At 35.7% G+C, this 18136-nt stretch carries 15 protein-coding genes; 5 read left to right on the top strand and 10 right to left on the bottom strand.

Annotated features, from left to right (window positions below):
* Positions 1 to 23: 23 nt before the first annotated feature.
* Entirely contained in the window at positions 24 to 1223 is a 1200-nt protein-coding gene (locus QZ657_RS06835) for an MFS transporter (RefSeq protein ID WP_291965809.1), read from the top strand.
* Between the two features lie 205 nt (positions 1224 to 1428).
* Positions 1429 to 2697, top strand: coding sequence for a serine hydrolase domain-containing protein (locus tag QZ657_RS06830; protein WP_291965807.1), 1269 nt, complete (start codon positions 1429 to 1431; stop codon positions 2695 to 2697).
* A 76-nt stretch (positions 2698 to 2773) separates the two neighbouring features.
* Here the strand turns inward: QZ657_RS06830 and leuB are convergent, their stop codons facing one another.
* The 5 genes from leuB to leuC form a co-directional block, all read right to left on the bottom strand.
* Positions 2774 to 3829: a 3-isopropylmalate dehydrogenase gene (gene leuB, locus QZ657_RS06825; RefSeq protein ID WP_291965806.1), complete on the bottom strand. Its 1056-nt coding sequence runs from the start codon at positions 3827 to 3829 to the stop codon at positions 2774 to 2776.
* A gap of 75 nt (positions 3830 to 3904) precedes the next feature.
* Entirely contained in the window at positions 3905 to 4252 is a 348-nt protein-coding gene (locus QZ657_RS06820; RefSeq protein ID WP_291959578.1) for a four helix bundle protein, read from the bottom strand.
* 42 nt (positions 4253 to 4294) lie between these two features.
* Positions 4295 to 5812 carry an alpha-isopropylmalate synthase regulatory domain-containing protein gene (locus QZ657_RS06815; protein ID WP_291965804.1) on the bottom strand — a complete coding sequence of 506 codons (1518 nt, stop codon included), beginning with the start codon at positions 5810 to 5812 and terminating at the stop codon, positions 4295 to 4297.
* An 85-nt stretch (positions 5813 to 5897) separates the two neighbouring features.
* Positions 5898 to 6494 (bottom strand): 3-isopropylmalate dehydratase small subunit, encoded by a 597-nt coding sequence (leuD, locus tag QZ657_RS06810; protein ID WP_276473264.1) that lies wholly within the window; start codon positions 6492 to 6494, stop codon positions 5898 to 5900.
* Between the two features lie 83 nt (positions 6495 to 6577).
* Positions 6578 to 7996 (bottom strand): 3-isopropylmalate dehydratase large subunit, encoded by a 1419-nt coding sequence (leuC, locus tag QZ657_RS06805; protein WP_276473265.1) that lies wholly within the window; start codon positions 7994 to 7996, stop codon positions 6578 to 6580.
* 200 nt (positions 7997 to 8196) lie between these two features.
* Between leuC and QZ657_RS06800 the strand changes: the two genes are divergently transcribed.
* Positions 8197 to 9435 carry a hypothetical protein gene (locus QZ657_RS06800; protein WP_291965802.1) on the top strand — a complete coding sequence of 413 codons (1239 nt, stop codon included), beginning with the start codon at positions 8197 to 8199 and terminating at the stop codon, positions 9433 to 9435.
* A gap of 22 nt (positions 9436 to 9457) precedes the next feature.
* On the opposite strand, the gene recG is transcribed toward QZ657_RS06800, so the two are convergent.
* Positions 9458 to 11563 carry an ATP-dependent DNA helicase RecG gene (gene recG, locus QZ657_RS06795; protein WP_291965800.1) on the bottom strand — a complete coding sequence of 702 codons (2106 nt, stop codon included), beginning with the start codon at positions 11561 to 11563 and terminating at the stop codon, positions 9458 to 9460.
* Between the two features lie 186 nt (positions 11564 to 11749).
* Between recG and QZ657_RS06790 the strand changes: the two genes are divergently transcribed.
* The gene (locus tag QZ657_RS06790) at positions 11750 to 13819 is read left to right on the top strand and encodes a M1 family metallopeptidase (protein WP_291965798.1); all 2070 of its coding nucleotides are present in this window, start codon (positions 11750 to 11752) and stop codon (positions 13817 to 13819) included.
* Positions 13820 to 13821: 2 nt separating this feature from the next.
* A complete protein-coding gene (locus QZ657_RS06785) occupies positions 13822 to 14736 on the top strand; it encodes a patatin family protein (protein ID WP_036153933.1) in 915 nt (304 codons plus the stop codon).
* Between the two features lie 91 nt (positions 14737 to 14827).
* On the opposite strand, the gene QZ657_RS06780 is transcribed toward QZ657_RS06785, so the two are convergent.
* The 4 genes from QZ657_RS06780 to QZ657_RS06765 all read right to left on the bottom strand — a co-directional run.
* Complete coding sequence (locus QZ657_RS06780) at positions 14828 to 15346, bottom strand: hypothetical protein (protein WP_276473269.1); 519 nt, start codon at positions 15344 to 15346, stop codon at positions 14828 to 14830.
* Between the two features lie 82 nt (positions 15347 to 15428).
* Positions 15429 to 16199, bottom strand: coding sequence for a hypothetical protein (locus tag QZ657_RS06775; protein WP_291965796.1), 771 nt, complete (start codon positions 16197 to 16199; stop codon positions 15429 to 15431).
* A gap of 25 nt (positions 16200 to 16224) precedes the next feature.
* Positions 16225 to 17781 carry an FMN-binding glutamate synthase family protein gene (locus QZ657_RS06770; protein ID WP_291965795.1) on the bottom strand — a complete coding sequence of 519 codons (1557 nt, stop codon included), beginning with the start codon at positions 17779 to 17781 and terminating at the stop codon, positions 16225 to 16227.
* Positions 17782 to 17786: 5 nt separating this feature from the next.
* The coding region (locus QZ657_RS06765) for a M20/M25/M40 family metallo-hydrolase (RefSeq protein ID WP_366934159.1) at positions 17787 to 18136 on the bottom strand (350 nt) is incomplete at its 5' end.

Genomic DNA, 18136 nt, shown 5'->3' with positions numbered 1-18136 from the left:
GTTAAACTTAAAATTTATAAGTTATGGATGCTATAAAATCAAATAAGAAAGCATTATTTGCTTTAGCTATTGGTGGTTTTGGAATAGGACTTACCGAATTTGTTATCATGGGAATTTTGACCGAAGTTTCTGGGTCATTAGGAATAACAATTCCGCAGGCCGGTCACTTTATTGCAGCTTATGCATTGGGCGTTGTAGTAGGTGCTCCATTATTAACAGGCTTAGGTTCTAAACTTACGCCTAAGAAAATGCTGTTCTTATTAATGATATGGTTTACAGTATTTAATACCTTGTCCGGTCTTGCCACTGGGTATACCAGTTTGTTGTTTATGAGATTTTTATCTGGTATTCCGCATGGTGCTTTTTTTGGTATTGGTGCCGTTGTAGCTACAAAATTGGCTAGAAAAGGGAAAGCGGCTCAAGCAATATCTATAATGTTTTCTGGTCTTACGGTTGCAAATGTAATAGGAGTGCCCATTGGTACTTATTTAGGGCAACAGTTTAGTTGGAGTGTTTCTTTCTACTTAGTAGGTTTTGTTGGTTTATTGGCTTTAGGAAGCATTTATCTATGGATGCCAAAAATTGAAGTTGAAACGGCAGAAGAGAAAGTCAGCGTTTCTAAGGGATTGAAAAATACAGAGCTTTGGGCATTGATTGCGCTGACAACTATTGGTACAGGCGGGTTCTTTGCATGGTACAGTTATGTAGCTCCATTAATTACCGATGTTGCCGGTTTGCCTAACCATTTTATTGGGTATGCTATGATGTTGGCCGGTTTAGGTATGGTAGTAGGTAATTTTTTAGGTGCGAAGATGGCAGAGTTATTTTCTCCATTGAAAGCAGTAATCGTCAGTTTATCGGTAATGAGTGGTATTCTTATTTTAAACATGTTTTTAGCAACCAATCCATATTTATTAATGTCACTTACATTTATTATTGGGGCAATATCCTTTACCGTGGCAACCCCAATTCAGATGGCTATAATAAACACATCTAAAGGTTCTGAGATGTTGGGTTCTTCTATGAACCAAAGCGCATTTAATATGGGTAATGCTTCTGGTGCTTACTTGGCCGGATTACCGATTGCATTTGGCTACGGAATTATTTACTCTAGTTTAGTAGGTGCTATTTTGGCATTCTCAGGCGTGGTCATTGCCGTTGCTATTTTGATTGTTAGAAAGAGAAAGGAAATAAAATATAGAAAAATGGCGATGAGCTGTTAATGGTTTATTTTCAATATAATTTAATAGAGGAACTTAAGAAACAAGTTCCTCTTTTTTTTGTTGGAATATTTAAGCGGAGCTAAAATGTGTTTTTCTTTTTACCTTATAGACAGTCCGTTTGGATGTTAAAATTTTTAATTTCTGCAGTTCATCGGTAATTTTCTTGATTTTAGCACGTTGTAAAAGAACCAAAACTTACAATGCTGTGTCACGTACCAAACTATTTCTTGGAGCCGTTATGATGGTTCTTTTACTCTTTGTTCTTACGGCTTCTTCTTTCAGGCCAGAACATTCCAAAGCTATTATTACTGATGCCAATGCCATTAAGGCACTGGCAGAGAAAAGGGAAATCAAAATATATAACATACGGCAAAAAGCGCTTAAAGATGCGTTATCAGATTACTTTAATGAAGCTATCAACTCTGGCGATATTGTTGGTGCCGGTGTCAGTATTGTTAATGGAGATTCCGTTATTCTTTCTGATGGATTTGGAAAAAGAAAATATAATGGTAGTGAACCTGTTGATGGAGAAACCTTATTTAGGTTAGGATCAATTTCAAAAGGATTTACAGGTGTTTTGGCAGCTAACTTGGCAAGTGAAGGTAAATTACATTTAGATGATAAAGTTGCCGATTTTTTGCCGAATTTTCATTTTGGAGATCAACGGAATACAGAGAAAATTGAAGTGGCTCATTTACTTTCCCATACCACAGGAACGCCGTATCATAGTTATACGGATTTGGTAGAGGCAGGTTATACGATGTCATCTATCAGTGAGAAATTCGATAAAATAAAACCAATAGCTGCACCTGGGGCACAGTATAGTTACCAAAATGCAATGTTTTCCGTATCACAAGAAGTAATGCTAAAAGCAACAGGGAAAGATATTAAGACCTTGTTGACGGATAAGTTCTTTGAACCATTAGGAATGAATTCTGTTTCTATGGATCATAAAACATTAATCAATACAGAAAATATTGCTTTGCCGCACGTAAGACGAGAGCATAGGTGGAGAACGGTTTTACCAAGGGATAATTATTATAACGCAATTGCTGCTGGCGGAATCAATGCAAACTCAGAGGATATGGCAAAATGGATGCGATTTCTATTAGGTCACAATCCTGATGTAATGTCCAAAGATGCTATGGCACAAGTATTTAAACCTTTTGTTGAATTAAAAGGACATCACAAGTATTATCAAAGATGGCCGGGACATGTGAGTTCTGGTTACGGATTGGGATGGAGAATACATACTGTTAAAGAAAATGATAACGCACCAGAGGAAATTATTTGGCACCATGGAGGTAGTGTAAACAACTATAGAAATGAAATTGCTCTCTTTCCTGAATCTGATTTAGGTATTTGTGTGTTGATCAACGGACCTTCAAAATTGGTGAAGACCGTTATACCGGATTTAAGGGCTATCGTAAAAAGTATTTACGAACAAGAAATTACAATGGCAACAAGTATATAGGTGAACTATAATAATGTGATATAAAAAAAATCCCTTTAATCAATGATTAAAGGGATTTTCATTTTAAGTACATTTCTTAAATGTTGCTGGCCAACCAATCGCCAACTTCACTTGTTTTATAACTTTTTCCACCTTCAGCTAAATCTTCGGTGACATAACCTTCTGCCAAAGATTTGTTCACTACGCGTCTAATTTCTTCGGCTTCTTCTGTCATATTCATATCTTCAAAAAGCATGGCTGCAGAAAGTACCGTTGCCAATGGGTTGGCAATATCCTTACCTGCCGCTTGGGGATATGATCCGTGTATAGGCTCATATAATGAAACTTTACTACCAACCGATGAAGATGGCATTAACCCCATAGATCCTGCAATTACAGAAGCTTCGTCCGTAAGAATATCTCCAAATAAGTTTGCCGTAATGATTACATCGTATCCTTTTGGCCATTGAATTAAACGCATTGCTACTGCATCAATAAATTCATAAGTAACCTCTACTTCCGGATAGTCTTTTTCCATGGCTTGTACGGTCTCTCTCCAAAGTCTAGATGATTCCAATACATTTGCCTTATCTACACAGCATAATTTTTTAGAACGCTTCATAGCAAATTTAAAGCCCTTTTTAGCTAATCTTTCTATTTCAAAACGTTGGTAGGTCATGGTGTCAAATGCAGTATTGCCATCATCTTTTCTACCACGTTCCCCAAAATAAACTCCTCCGGTCAATTCTCTTAGAATAATTAAATCCGTTCCTTCTATACGATCTCTCTTTAAAGGAGATTTGTCTATCAATGAAGGAAATGTAAATGTTGGTCTAACGTTAGCAAATAAGCCTAATTTTTGTCTCATTTTCAACAATCCCTGTTCTGGACGCACTTTTGCAGTTGTGTCATTGTCAAAACGGGGATGACCTATAGCACCGAATAAAACAGCATCTGCATTTGCACAAATTTCGTGGGTTTCATCTGGGTAAGGCTCTCCAACGGCATCAATAGCTGCCGCACCGGTAAGCGCTGGCTGCCAAGTGATATGGTGCTCATATTTTTTAGCAATGGCATCACATACCTTTACTGCTTGATCAATAACTTCAGGACCGATACCATCACCGGCCAATAAGGCAATATTTAATTTCATGGTTAATCGCTTTTTCGCTTTTCGCTGTACGCTAAACGTTATACTTTAATCGTATATAGTTTAGGCTATTTATAATTATATCTTATTTATTAAACTATTTAAACTTCTTCTTACTTTATTTACTTTATCATGAATGCTTAAAAATTCTTGATTCATAATATAGTCAAGGTCTTTTGCTAATATTGTAAAATACTCTAATTCACTTGCCGAGCCTTGAGCTATAATTAAAAATCTTTTGAATTCAGCATCAGATTCTCTTCCGCATCCTTCAGCTATATTTGCTGGTATGGATGAAGAAGCTCTTCTCATTTGACTTGTTAATCCAAAATTTTCATCGTTTGGGAAGTTCTTGGTCAATTTATACGTTTCTAAAGTAATTTCATGACCTAATTCCCAAACTGTATATTTTTTATAATCTCTCATTTTTGGCATTAGCGCTTAACGAACAGCGTCAAGCGCTTTGCGCTATATTATATTCAACATTTTCTCGGTAGCTTTTATAGCACTTACCGTTTGGTCAGAATCCAATCCTCTTGAGGTGAATTCTTTTCCGTTCAATTCCCAAGTGATCACTGTTTCGCACAAGGCATCAGAAGTACTGCCAGGGGGAATTCTAACTGCGTAATCCGTTAATTTAGGTAATGCTATCTTCTTTGCTAGGTATACTTTTTTCAGGGCGTTCATGAAAGCATCGTACTGTCCGTCACCTTGTGCATGGGCTTCAATAACTTTACCATCTATTTCGACTGATAGCGTAGTAGAAGGCATTAATCCCATGGCATGTGTTAATACATATGACTTTATAAAAACTTTCTGTTTATAATCCGCAGTGTCCAAAACATCGGAAATTATGAAAGGAAGATCATCTTTGGTAACACGTTCCTTTTTATCGCCTAGCTCTATAATTCTGGTAGTTACTTTTTTTAACTCATCATTGTTCAAAGTTAGGCCAAGTTCTTGTAGGTTTTTCTGTATGTTGGCCTTACCGGACATTTTGCCTAGGGCATATTTGCGTTTTCTGCCAAAACGTTCTGGCATAAGTTCGCTAAAGTACAAATTGTTTTTACTATCACCATCGGCATGAATACCGGCAGTTTGGGTAAATACATTATCTCCTACAATAGGCTTGTTCGCCGGTATGGTAAACCCTGTAAATGCTGAAACCAATTTACTTACCTTGTAAAGCGATGTCTCGTTAACATTGATTTCAACTTCTGGTAGAAAATCGTTGATAACGGCTACGGCGCTTGCCATAGGTGCATTACCGGCACGTTCTCCCATGCCGTTTACGGTTAAATGTAGTCCATGACAACCTGCTTTTACAGCTTCCATGATATTGGCTACGCCTAAGTCATAATCATTATGTCCATGAAAATCGAAATGAAGCTTTGGAAATTTTTGTATGATTTCGGATAAATACGAGTAGGTTTCTGTATGTGTTAAAATACCTAAAGTGTCCGGTAATAGAATCCTTTTTACGTTCTGGGTAGAAAGAAATTCTAAAAACTCAAAAACATATTCTTTTGAATTTCGCATTCCATTGCTCCAATCCTCCAAATAGATGTTATTGATGATACCTTTTTCAGTGGCCTGTTTAAATATTTCCGCTATTTCAGAAAAGTGTTGTTCGGGTGTTTTTTTTAATTGATACTTTAGATGGTTCATGGAACCTTTGGTCAACAAGTTCTGGGATATTGCTCCAGATTTTTGCATCCAATCCAAAGAAATACCGCCATCTACGAAAGTTAAAACTTCTACACGTTCAAGAAAACCTTTTTCCGCAGCCCATGTAGTAATCTTTTGAACAGCATCTAGCTCTCCATCAGATACACGAGCAGATGCAATTTCTATTCGATCTACTTTTAGTTCTTCTAAAAGCAATTTTGCCAAGGTCAGTTTTTCCGATGCAGAAAAGGATACTCCAGAGGTTTGTTCACCATCCCTAAGGGTGGTATCCATTATTTCTAACTTTCTTTTTTTCATGTGATCTAATTGCCGTTTCATCTTATATCAGGAAACGGCAAATGGTTAGTTAACGTAAATGATGTTGGTACTTTGATTATTGAGGTTATAACGGAGTATTTTCCGCAAATGTCTCAATATCCTTTTTGATGTTCAATAAGTAATCAATATCATCAAAACCGTTCAACATGTTGTTTTTCTTGTAATCGTTAATGTCAAAAGACTCACTTTCACCCGTTGGCAATAATGTAATTTTTTGCTCAGGAAGGTTAATTTCCAATTGGGTAGAAGGGTCATTTTCTATAGCATCAAATATCTTTTGTAAAAAAGCAGCACTTACTTGAACCGGTAACACCCCTATATTTAGACAGTTACCTCTAAAAATATCTGCAAAGAAGCTAGAGACTACACATCTAAACCCATAATCATAAACTGCCCATGCAGCGTGCTCACGAGAGGATCCTGAACCAAAGTTTTTTCCACCTACTAAAATTTTTCCACTGAATTTGTCCTGGTTAAGAACAAAATCTTCTTTCAGGGTATTGTCTTGATTGTATCTCCAGTCCCTAAAAAGATTATCACCGAAACCTACACGTTCTGTAGCTTTTAAGAATCTTGCCGGTATAATTTGATCTGTATCTACATTTTCAATTGGTAACGGTACTGCCGTTGATGTTAATATATTGAATTTATCGTATGCCATTTTTATTTACTTTTTTGTTGATAATTGTTCGTTGTTGGTGAGTTGGTTTATAATTGTTAAAATCAACAATTAACCAACAACCATTAACCAGCAACCATTTCTTCCATTAATTCCCTTGGGTCTGTTACTTTACCGGTTACGGCAGCCGCAGCAGCAACTAAAGGACTGGCCAACAAAGTTCTTGATCCAGGACCTTGTCTTCCTTCAAAGTTTCTGTTAGATGTACTTACGGCCAGTTTACCGGCAGGTATCTTATCATCGTTCATTGCCAAACAAGCAGAACAACCAGGCTCACGAAGTTCAAAACCGGCTTCGGTCAAAATATCCAAGATGCCTTCTTCTTTAATGGCAGTTTCTACTTTGTGAGATCCAGGAACCAACCATGCGGTTACATTATCCGCTTTTTTCTTTCCTTTTACTATAGATGCAAAAGCACGGAAATCTTCTATACGACCATTGGTACAACTTCCAAGGAAAACAAAATCAATAGGCTTGCCCATCATACTTTCACCTTCGTTGAAATCCATATATTTCAATGATTTTTGATATGTTGATGCACCACCTTGTACGGCATTTGCCATAGGTATATCATTTGATATTCCCATTCCCATACCTGGGTTGGTACCGTAGGTAATCATAGGTTCAATTAACGAACCGTCAAAAGTCAATTCTTTATCGAAAATAGCATCTTCATCCGTATACAATGTTTCCCAATAAGCCATTGCCTTGTCCCAGTCTGCACCTTTTGGTGTAAACTCACGACCTTTTATATATTCAAACGTTTTTTCATCTGGAGCGATCATACCACCACGGGCACCCATTTCTATACTTAGGTTACAAACGGTCATACGACCTTCCATACTCATATCCCTAAAAATCTCACCTGCATATTCTACAAAGTATCCAGTAGCCCCTGAAGTAGTTAATTGAGAGATAATAAATAAGGCAACATCTTTAGGAGTAACCCCTTTACTCATTTTTCCGTTAATATTGATACGCATTCTCTTTGGCTTAGGCTGCATAATACATTGTGTAGCCAATACCATTTCAACTTCAGATGTACCAATACCAAAGGCAATAGCACCAAAAGCACCGTGAGTAGAGGTGTGAGAATCTCCACAAACAATAGTTGCACCTGGTTGGGTAATCCCATATTCAGGGCCTACAACGTGTACAATACCGTTTTTAGCATGACCTAATCCCCAGTAAGAAATACCATACTCATTGGCATTTTCTTCTAGCATTTTTAATTGGTTTGCAGAAAGCGGATCGGCAACCGGTAAATGTTGGTTAATTGTTGGTGTATTATGATCGGCCGTTGCAAAAGTTTTCTCTGGATGCATAACAGGAATATTTCTATTCTTAATGCCTAGGAAAGCAACAGGACTGGTTACCTCATGTACCATATGTCTGTCAATGAACAGTACATCTGGACCATCTTGTATTTTATGTACTACGTGGGAATCCCACACTTTGTCAAATAATGTTTTTGTTGCGCTCATATTCTATATAATCTAAGTTCACAAATCTATTAAAATCAAGGATTTCTTGGAAATTAACACACTTGAAAATTACGATGTTCAACGATAAAGTTGTGATATTTTGACGGCTTCATAATACCGTTTAGAATGATAAATTATCTTTTTATTTAAACTTTTTTTGATATGTTTCATAAATGTTTTTTTAATGCTAAATTTCAGACATGAAAAAACTGACCGTACTAGTATTAGCCATTTTGATTATTTCTTGTAGTGATGATATTACTGATTCGGTAAACCCAGATGTTGTTGTTGAAAAGGAATTAGTAGAAGAGGAGCAAGAATCAAATGAGGAAGATGATTCTTTACAAGCAGAAAAGGTTTTCACTAATTCTATAGCTGTGTCATTTGGTCATACAAACGACGATGGAGCTAATGACTTTCTTTTAAAAAAATATAAGCAAGGTAGTCAGGTAATAAATGAATCTGAACCAATTAATATGACAACTAATTTCGATATTGAAAGCTACAATCGTTATAGGATAGTCCAAAATGATATATATTTTTGGAAATCTATATGGGGAAATAATCACTTTTTATCCTATAGTTTACAAAATAACTCAATAGAAATTATAGATAATCATATTTTTCTTACTGAGGATGAATTAACTACAGGAGCTCACCAGCTGTGTGGTTTTCCAAGTTTAAATTACTTTATTTCATACCATACCATAATTACAAGTCATAATCAGTATCAAAGTTTTATTAATTTTTTTAATAGAGAATTGAATAGTAGTCATGAAATTATGCTTTTAGATGAATCGGGTCGAGATTGTTTTGAAGATCAAAATAAAATTTATGATGATTTTTATATTTTTAAAAGTGAAAAGAATGAGATTACAGGTGTTGATGGTTATAAATGGTGGAATGTTTTAGATTTAAAAAATAATCAACTCATTTCTAGTTTTCAAACACCAATTAGAATTAATGATGGAAACTTTAGTGTTTATAATAATGCTATACTATTTGCAGATGGCAGTGTATTTGATTTTATTAATGGGGTGCCAATTAATGGATATGATTTTCCATTTGAAATGGGTCTACCAGATATGACCGAAGCAATTTTCAAAAATGATTTGATGGTTACTATTAGTCAAGGAGTAGTTAATGATAATTTTATATCTTCAAAAGGAGTCGTTTTGTATGATTTTGAAAGTCAAAAGTACAAATCAGTATCAATAGAGGAGCTAAGGGCAGAACTTCTTAAATTAACTGACAATCAAAAAGTATTAAATGATATTTATGATGTAGTTTATGATTTTGAAAATGAAGTTTTCGCTGTAAGTTTTCAAGCAATATGGCCAGAATTTGGGGTCATGTTTGTTGATTTTGATGCAAATATCTTGGAATATCATGTTTATGAAAACGATTCCGCTCCGAGAGACTTATTTAAAATAAAATAGATCATTAATTAATTTATCTTTATTAACTAATATACGTCCAGATATTCTTATGCTTTACCAACTGGGCGTACATGTGTCTAATAATTAGATTCTCTGGTTTGCTTAGTGAAGGATCTTCTTTTAACAATTGTAATGCGTGGTAGCGAGCCGATTTTAAGATGTCGTTATCCTTTACGATATCAGCTATTTTAAGATTTAATAACCCACTTTGTTGGGTGCCCATAATATCACCAGGTCCGCGAAGTTTTAGATCTACTTCTGCAATTTCAAACCCATCATTGGTGGCTACCATGGTTTCTAGTCTTGTTTTTGCTTCTGTAGATAATTTATGACTTGTCATTAGTATACAAAAACTTTGATCTGCACCACGACCAACACGGCCACGTAATTGGTGTAGTTGCGATAAGCCAAACCGTTCTGCACTTTCAATTATCATAACCGATGCATTGGGAACATTAACCCCAACTTCTATAACTGTAGTGGCCACCATAATTTGAGTTTCTCCCTTTACAAAACGCTCCATTTCAAAGTCTTTGTCCGCCGGTTTCATTTGTCCATGAACAATTGAAATCTGATATTTTGGCTGAGGAAAATCACGTGCAATACTTTCATAGCCATCCATTAAATCTTTATAGTCCATGGCTTCAGACTCTTGAATTAAAGGATAGACCACGTATATCTGTCTTCCTTTTTCAATTTCATCTCGTATAAAGCGAAATACCTTTAATCTGTTACCGTCATAGCGATGCACTGTTTTAATGGGTTTTCTGCCAGGTGGTAATTCGTCTATTACTGAGATATCCAGATCACCATACAAACTCATGGCCAATGTTCTTGGTATGGGCGTTGCCGTCATGACCAGTATATGTGGCGGAAATTCATTCTTATGCCATAATTTGGAACGTTGGGCTACGCCAAACCTATGCTGTTCATCAATAATTGCCATTCCTAAATTCTTATATTTTACCTTATCCTCTAAAAGGGCATGGGTGCCAATAAGAATATTTAATTCTCCATTCTCTAATTGCTCGTGAATTGGTTTACGAGCCGATTTCTTAACGGAACCAGTGAGTAAAGCACAGGTAATTTCAGTGCCTTCAAGTAACTCGGAGATGCCTTGAAAATGCTGGTTGGCAAGAATTTCTGTAGGTGCCATTAAACAGGCTTGAAATCCGTTGTCAATGGCCAACAACATGGTCATTACCGCAACTATGGTTTTTCCCGATCCTACATCGCCCTGCAATAATCTATTCATTTGGGCATTGCTGCCAAGGTCTGCTCGTATTTCTTTTATGACACGTTTTTGTGCTCCCGTTAATTCAAAGGGTAGTTTGTTGCTATAGAAGTCTTTAAAATATTCACCAACTTCAAGAAATGGAAATCCTTTAATCTTCTTCTTTCTAGAAACATTTTTTCCTATCAGTTGCAACTGTATATAAAAGAGCTCTTCAAATTTTAAACGCCATTGGGCCTTTGCCAATAATTCTTGGTTTTTTGGAAAATGTATATTGAACATTGCCTCGCTTTTGTTCAAAAGCTTTAGGTTTTGTAGTAATTTATCGGAGAGGCTTTCCGTGAATTTACCATTGATTTCAATAAATAGCTGCTGCATCAATTTACTGATAACTTTATTGGTAATACCCTTGTTGCTTAACTTTTCTGTAGATGGGTATACGGGTTGCATATATACCTTTGTTCCTTGCTCGTGGGCTTTTAGCGGTTCCATCTCTGGGTGCGGCATTGAAAATGTACCGTTGTACCAGTTGCATTTTCCAAAAATGACATAAGGTACATTTATTTTTAAATTCTCTCGTAACCACTTTTGGCCACGAAACCAAACCAATTCTATTTCCCCGGTATCATCTTTAAAACGAGCTACTAAACGCGAACCTCTTTTTTGCTCTACTGTTTTTAAATGAACAATTTTCCCAATAATCTGAACATCGGCACTACTTCGTTGTAACTGGTTAATTTTATAATATTGGGTTTTATCGATATAGCGATTTGGGAAAAGATTCAGCAAATCTTGATAAGTATGTACTCCTAATTCTGACTTTAATGTATCGGCCCTATTGGGACCAACACCTTTTAAGTACACAACGGGAGTTTGCAAGAAGTTTGCGTTCATGGCACTAAAATAGGTATAAGCCCCTTAATCCCCAAAGGGGCTAATATCATTACTGCTGTTATAAATACGGTTCTTCTAGTAACTAGCGAAATAAGTGTTGTTTAGCATCACAATCAAAATATAATAAGGTTAGGGAAGTGCTCCCCAAAACATTAAATTTGAAATGTTATTTTTTTGGTTTGCTGTATGAAGAAATTGATTCTCACCCTTTTTTTATTCTTATCCCTTTATGCTTTTGGGCAACATCAAGACAAAGTAGATTTTATAAGAGCCAAGGTTTACTTAGGTTTTTTGCCTAAAGAGAAAACGATTAAAGGGGGGGTAATCTATCGTTTTAATGTTTTGCAAAATGTTGATTCTGTATTTCTTGATGCAAAGAATATAGCTATTTCAAAAGTAGAACTCAACGGAGAAAAGGCAGATTTTACGACCACAGAAAAGACGATTTCCATTAAACATAAATTTAAAGAGGGAGAATCGCATAAACTGATGATTGAATATTTAGCTAAGCCTAAACAAACAGTCTATTTTATTGGTTGGGATGATGATTTAGAAGGTAATGAACAAGTATGGACGCAAGGGCAAGGAAAATATACCAGCCATTGGCTTCCTAGTTTTGATGATATGGAAGAAAAGGTTGAATTTGATTTAACCATTGAAGCCGCTAAAAAATACCAGGTAATTGCCAATGGTAAGCTACTTCTAAAAACTGATAATGATGAAGAAGATGCTATTTGGTTATTTGATATGAAAAAACCTATGAGCAGTTATCTATTGGCTTTTGCTATTGGCAATTATGATAAACAAGTTTTAAAATCTGAAAGCGGAGTAACGATTGAAAACTATTATTATCCAAATGATAGTCTAAAAGTGGAACCAACATATAGGTACACTAAGAAAATATTTGATTTTTTAGAAAATGAAATAGGTGTACAATACCCTTGGCAAGATTATAAACAGGTGCCTGTACATGATTTTTTATATGCAGGTATGGAGAATACAAGCGCAACTTTTTTCTCAGATGCCTATGTTATTGATTCCACCTCGTTTATAGATAGAAATTATGTAAATATCAATGCGCATGAATTAGCGCACCATTGGTTTGGTAATCTGGTTACGGAAAAGAATAGCGAACAACATTGGTTACATGAAGGTTTTGCTACTTATTATGCTTATTTGGCTGAAAAAGAAGTTTTTGGTGATGATTATTTCTATTGGAAATTATTCGAAACAGCTAAAACATTACACGAGATATCTGAAAGGGGGGAGGGAGAGAGTTTATTGAACCCCAAAGCTAGTAGTCTTACGTTTTATGAAAAAGGTGCTTGGGCATTGGCTATCTTAAGAGATAAAATAGGAGAATCTGCTTTTAAAGAAGGTGTAAAAATATACTTGGACAAATATAAGTTCCAAAATGTGACTGTTGCCTATTTCATGGATGTGATGGAAGAGACGAGTGGAAAAGATTTGAGTGAATTTAAGGAGGTTTGGTTGAAAGGAAAAGATTTTCCTGAAGACAGCGCTAAATACTTTTTGATGAAAAATAACGCTTCATTAAAAATGTTTTATGTCTTAAAACATGATGATCAGAAAAATTTTAATTCCCCTAAAATTTTGAACGATTCAGAATTAGCTACAGAATTGAAATTAGAATTGCTTCAACAAAAAGATGATTTTCCTGAATTGGAACTTATACCTTTAATTGCTAATGAAGATATAAGAATACGGCGATTTGCTGCTCAGAAAATGGGTGTAATTCCTGAGGCTTTAAAAGAGTATGCAGAGCCGTTGTTATTGGATGATAGTTATAGTACCAAAGAATTAATGCTATATAATCTTTGGTCTAGTTTTGATTATGATAGAAGTGTTTTTTTAGAAAAGACGAAAGATATTATTGGGTTGCCAAATAATAATGTGCGTTTACTTTGGTTAACCTTGGCATTGTTCACTCCTGACTATAGACCTACAGAAAATGTTTATTTTCATCGAGAACTTGTTGGTTATACCAGTGATATTTATAATCCAGAAATACGACAAACAGCTTTTCAATACCTTTCAGAAATAAAAGCGCTAAATGGAAATGCGTATGCTAATCTCATAAAGGCGACCAACCATCATTCTTGGCAGTTTAGAAATTATGCGAGAAAGCTATTTGATGCCTTGTGGAACGACCAAGAACAGAAAAAAGAAATTGAAAAGATTGTAAATCAACTAAATTCATCAGATTTGCGTTATCTTAAAACGAAATTAAAGTAATAATGAAAGCATTGGTTATTTCTGGTGGTGGTAGTAAAGGAGCCTTTGCGGGTGGCGTTGCCCAATACCTTATTCAAGAAGAAGGAAGAAAGTATGATATTTTTGTGGGTACTTCTACCGGTAGTCTACTTATCTCTCATTTGGCACTAGGTAAACTAGATAAAATCAAAGAAATATATTCTAATGTCAATCAAAAAAGTATATTTAATAACTGTCCTTTTTTAGTGAAAAATATTCGTGGTAATGAAGAAATTTCAATTAATCATTGGAATGTATTCAGAAACTTCATGACCGGTAAGAAGACCTTTGGCGAAAGCGAAAATCTTAGAAAGCTTATTGAGAATAGCTTGACCATTGAAGAATTTGAAACTTTAAAAAATGGAGATTCTGATGTTGTAATAACCGTTTCTAACCTCTCATTAAATCAAGTAGAGTATAAGTCAATTAAAGATTGTACTTATGAAGATTATTGTGATTGGATTTGGATATCAGCCAACTATACACCATTTATGAGTTTGGTGCGCAAAAACTATTGCGAATATGCCGATGGTGGTTTAGGTAGTATTGTACCTATAGAAGAAGCAATAAAAAGAGGTGCTACAGAAGTAGATGTCGTTGTGCTTCATACGGAGGTCAACTACATGAATAGGGTAGCTTCGCGTAATCCTTTTGAGCTGATCACAACAATGATGAGTTTTATTTTAGATAGAATTGAGCATCAAAATATTAGAATAGGAAAATTGGTTGCCAATCAAAAGAATGCCATTATCAATCTGTTTTATACACCTACGATATTAACGACCAATTCTTTAATTTTTGATAAGGCAAAAATGACTCTTTGGTGGAAGCGGGGTTACCTTTATGCAAAGAATAAGAATGAAGAAACGAATCCTATTGAACCCAATGAGCATGAATAATTATTATAATGTAGTTCATTAGTAATTATATTAAACGAAAAATGCTTTCCATATGGAAAGCATTTTTTTCTTTTAAAGACTATTTAATCAACTACCATAAATCGCCAATTTCCTTTTTAACAAAGGATAAAGCTGTTGCTGATGGTGAAGTTTTGTCCATGGTCTCATTTAAGATATCTTCTCTTAATTTATCTGCAGTTTCGGTATTGCTCATGGCTGCTTTTCTGATCATCTGTATGGTGGCACTTTTTGCAGCTTTTATAACGTTCCAGCATTCATCTGTCATATAAATTTGCTGAGAAAGGTTATGCTCAAATTCGGTCTCTACGCTTTTGATCAGCAAGTTTTCATACGCATTTTTATCATCACCAATTGGCGATACACGAACAACCAAGCTTGGTATGGCAATACGTTCTAAAAATAAGGCCATTCTTTCATAAGCCTGTAAACGTACGGGTAAAGTATCTTTTTGAGAATCCTTATGTAATAGAAAACGTCTTCTGCCTTCTTCATTATTGGTATGCATTCTAAAGAAATAGAAGGCTATGGCACCTGTTACTACTGAAGGTATTAAATAAGCGAATAGTTGAAAAATTTGGTCAGAGTTCATTTTATAATCAGTTAATATTTATGAAATAAGAACGTCCAAATTTTTCAATTAGTATAGTACTTCATCGATGAAATGCAAGTTTTTAATTTTTAATGTCTCCCTTGGCCATATCATAAAATGCTTTATAATCTGGTTGGAACTTTACTTGTAGAGATTCGTGCAAGCCACCATCTTGACCTACAGCAATAATCCGTTCTCCATTCACTCCAAAATCCTTGATTAAAATACTGGCAATTGCCGTAGCTTGTTGCAAGGCAATATTCATTTCGCCCGTAATGTTCAAACTTGCAATAGTGATAACACTTTTAGGGTTTGCATTGATTACTTTGGCAACGTTTTCAATCCAAGTTCTAGATTCGTTGGAAACATTGATACCTACACCGTCGGTAAAGAAAAAATCTAATTTTTCTGAAATTATTACTGATCCATCTGTAACACCAACTTTAGCGTTTTCCCCTAAGACTTGCTTTGCATTTGTCAATATAACAACAGCGGTAGAATCATTACTGGCAACGGCATCGGTTATTCCTTTTAACTGTTTTTCCTTGCGTTCTAATGTTGCTAAGGTTTTGTTGATATTCTCTGAATTTTGACTGGATAATGCTGCAAAACTATTTAAGTTTTTCATTAAAGTTGCATTGGCATCTTGCAGTTCTGTAACTTGAGATTGATATTCATCTGAACGTTGATTTGCCAATTTCTCATTGTGTTGAGAGGTGCTCACCATTTTTGAAATGGAATCCAGTTTAAATTTTAAATCTTGATTTTGTTCGATCAATTCACTTTTTTTCTGGGCTTGAATTGTATTTAATCCTAAAAGGATTAAAACCGAACATATAAAAAATCGTTTCATAGTAATATGCATTGAATAGGTTAATCTAAATTTTGCCGCCAAGATACGAACAGTCTTTTAAATCTTGTACTCCCGTGAAGGGTACTTTCGCTTTATTGTAACCGTACGTAGAAGCTAAGCTTTTGTTAAGGTCGTTGTCATCTACGTTTACTTGAACATCGTCCATAGTAATTTGACTAGGATGTTCATAGCCTGCAGCATGGGTTATCTCTAATAGTTCTTTTCTGAATGTATTAAAATACTGTGCCAGTCTATCTGATTTTAATGGTACGTTTATGCCTTTTTGTAACCATTTGCTTTGCGTGGCAATACCGGTTGGGCATGTGTTGTTATGGCAAACTTGTGCCTGAATACAACCAATACTCATCATAGCCTCACGGGCAACATTAATACAATCTACACCCATAGCGAAGGCCATGGCCGCTTTTGCCGGAAAGCCTAATTTGCCAGAGCCAATGAAAACAATACGTTCCGTAAGTTTTCTGTTCAAGAAAACCCTATATAAACTAGAAAAACCGTATACCCAAGGTAAAGAAACATGGTCTGCAAATGATGGGGGAGCGGCACCTGTACCACCTTCACCACCGTCTACCGTAATAAAGTCAGGACCTTTTCCGGTCTCCAGCATTAAATCTGCCAACTCTTCCCATTGGTCCAATTTCCCTATTGCTCCTTTGATACCTACAGGTAAACCAGTTTCATTTGCAATATCTTCAATTAGGGACATAAGCTCTGTTACATTGGAAAATGCCTTATGTGTTGCGGGTGACAAGACATCTTTGCCCACTTCAACACCTCTGATCTCTGCAAGTTCAGGAGTAATTTTTGCACCAGGTAATACTCCACCTTTTCCTGGTTTTGCACCTTGTGACAGTTTTATCTCTATGGCTTTAATACACGGATTGTCTTCAACCAGTTTTTTCATTTTCTCCATAGAGAAATTGCCGTCTTCTGTTCTTACACCAAAATAACCGGTGCCAAAGTGAAAAACAATATCACCGCCATGCTTGTGATAAGGAGATAAACCGCCTTCACCAGTATTATGATAAGCTCCTGATTTTTGTACTCCCTTGTTCATTGCTTCTACCGCGGCGGCAGATAAAGAACCAAAACTCATGGCAGAAACATTTACGATACTTCCCGGTCTAAAGGGCTTACGACGATTATTGTACGCACCCATAACTTTTGCACATGGTATAAAGTTGGGCTCGGTCTTGTTAGGGTGATCGGAAGGTACTTGATAGCCTATCATCCTATTTTTAATAAAAATATGCTGGTGGGCATATAAGTCCCGGTCAGATCCAAAACCTTCATAATTGTTTTCTTTTTTTGCAGATGCATAGATCCAACCTCTTTCTATTCTATTAAAAGGAAGTTCTTCTCTATTATTGGCTACAAAATATTGACGCATTTCCGGACCAATACTTTCTAACCAATATCTTAAATGCCCTACAACCGGAAAGTTATGTTTAATGGTATGGCGTTTTTGTATGAAAACATCATAAATAGCGACAATGAAAAGAAACAAAAAAATCCAAGTCCACCATGGTAGACTTGGAATGGCATTTAAAAAATCGTTCATCAAAATTATCCTTTTGGTTTAATATCTAAAACAGGTGTTTGGTCACTGTTTAAAAAATCGATGCTCATTTCTGTTAGTGTGCGGACACCTAACAATAACCCGCTATCATCGATCAGAAAATCGGGCGTGTGGTGTGGAAATGATTCTGTTGTACCAGGTGTCATTCCTCCTAGGAAGAAGAAAAATCCTGGTGCTTCTCTCTGAAAATAAGAGAAATCTTCTGCACCTGTAACCGCTTTTTGAAAAAGTACATTGTTTTCACCTGCAACCCTTTTCATGGTCGGTAACATTTGTTCTACCAATTCTGGGTTGTTATAGGTAATATCCGTAGCATCTGTAATTACACATGTAGCTT

This window comes from Maribacter sp., from assembly GCA_020629415.1.
Classification (GTDB): Bacteria; Bacteroidota; Bacteroidia; order Flavobacteriales; family Flavobacteriaceae; genus Maribacter; species Maribacter huludaoensis.
This window is presented reverse-complemented; position numbering and strand designations above follow the sequence as displayed.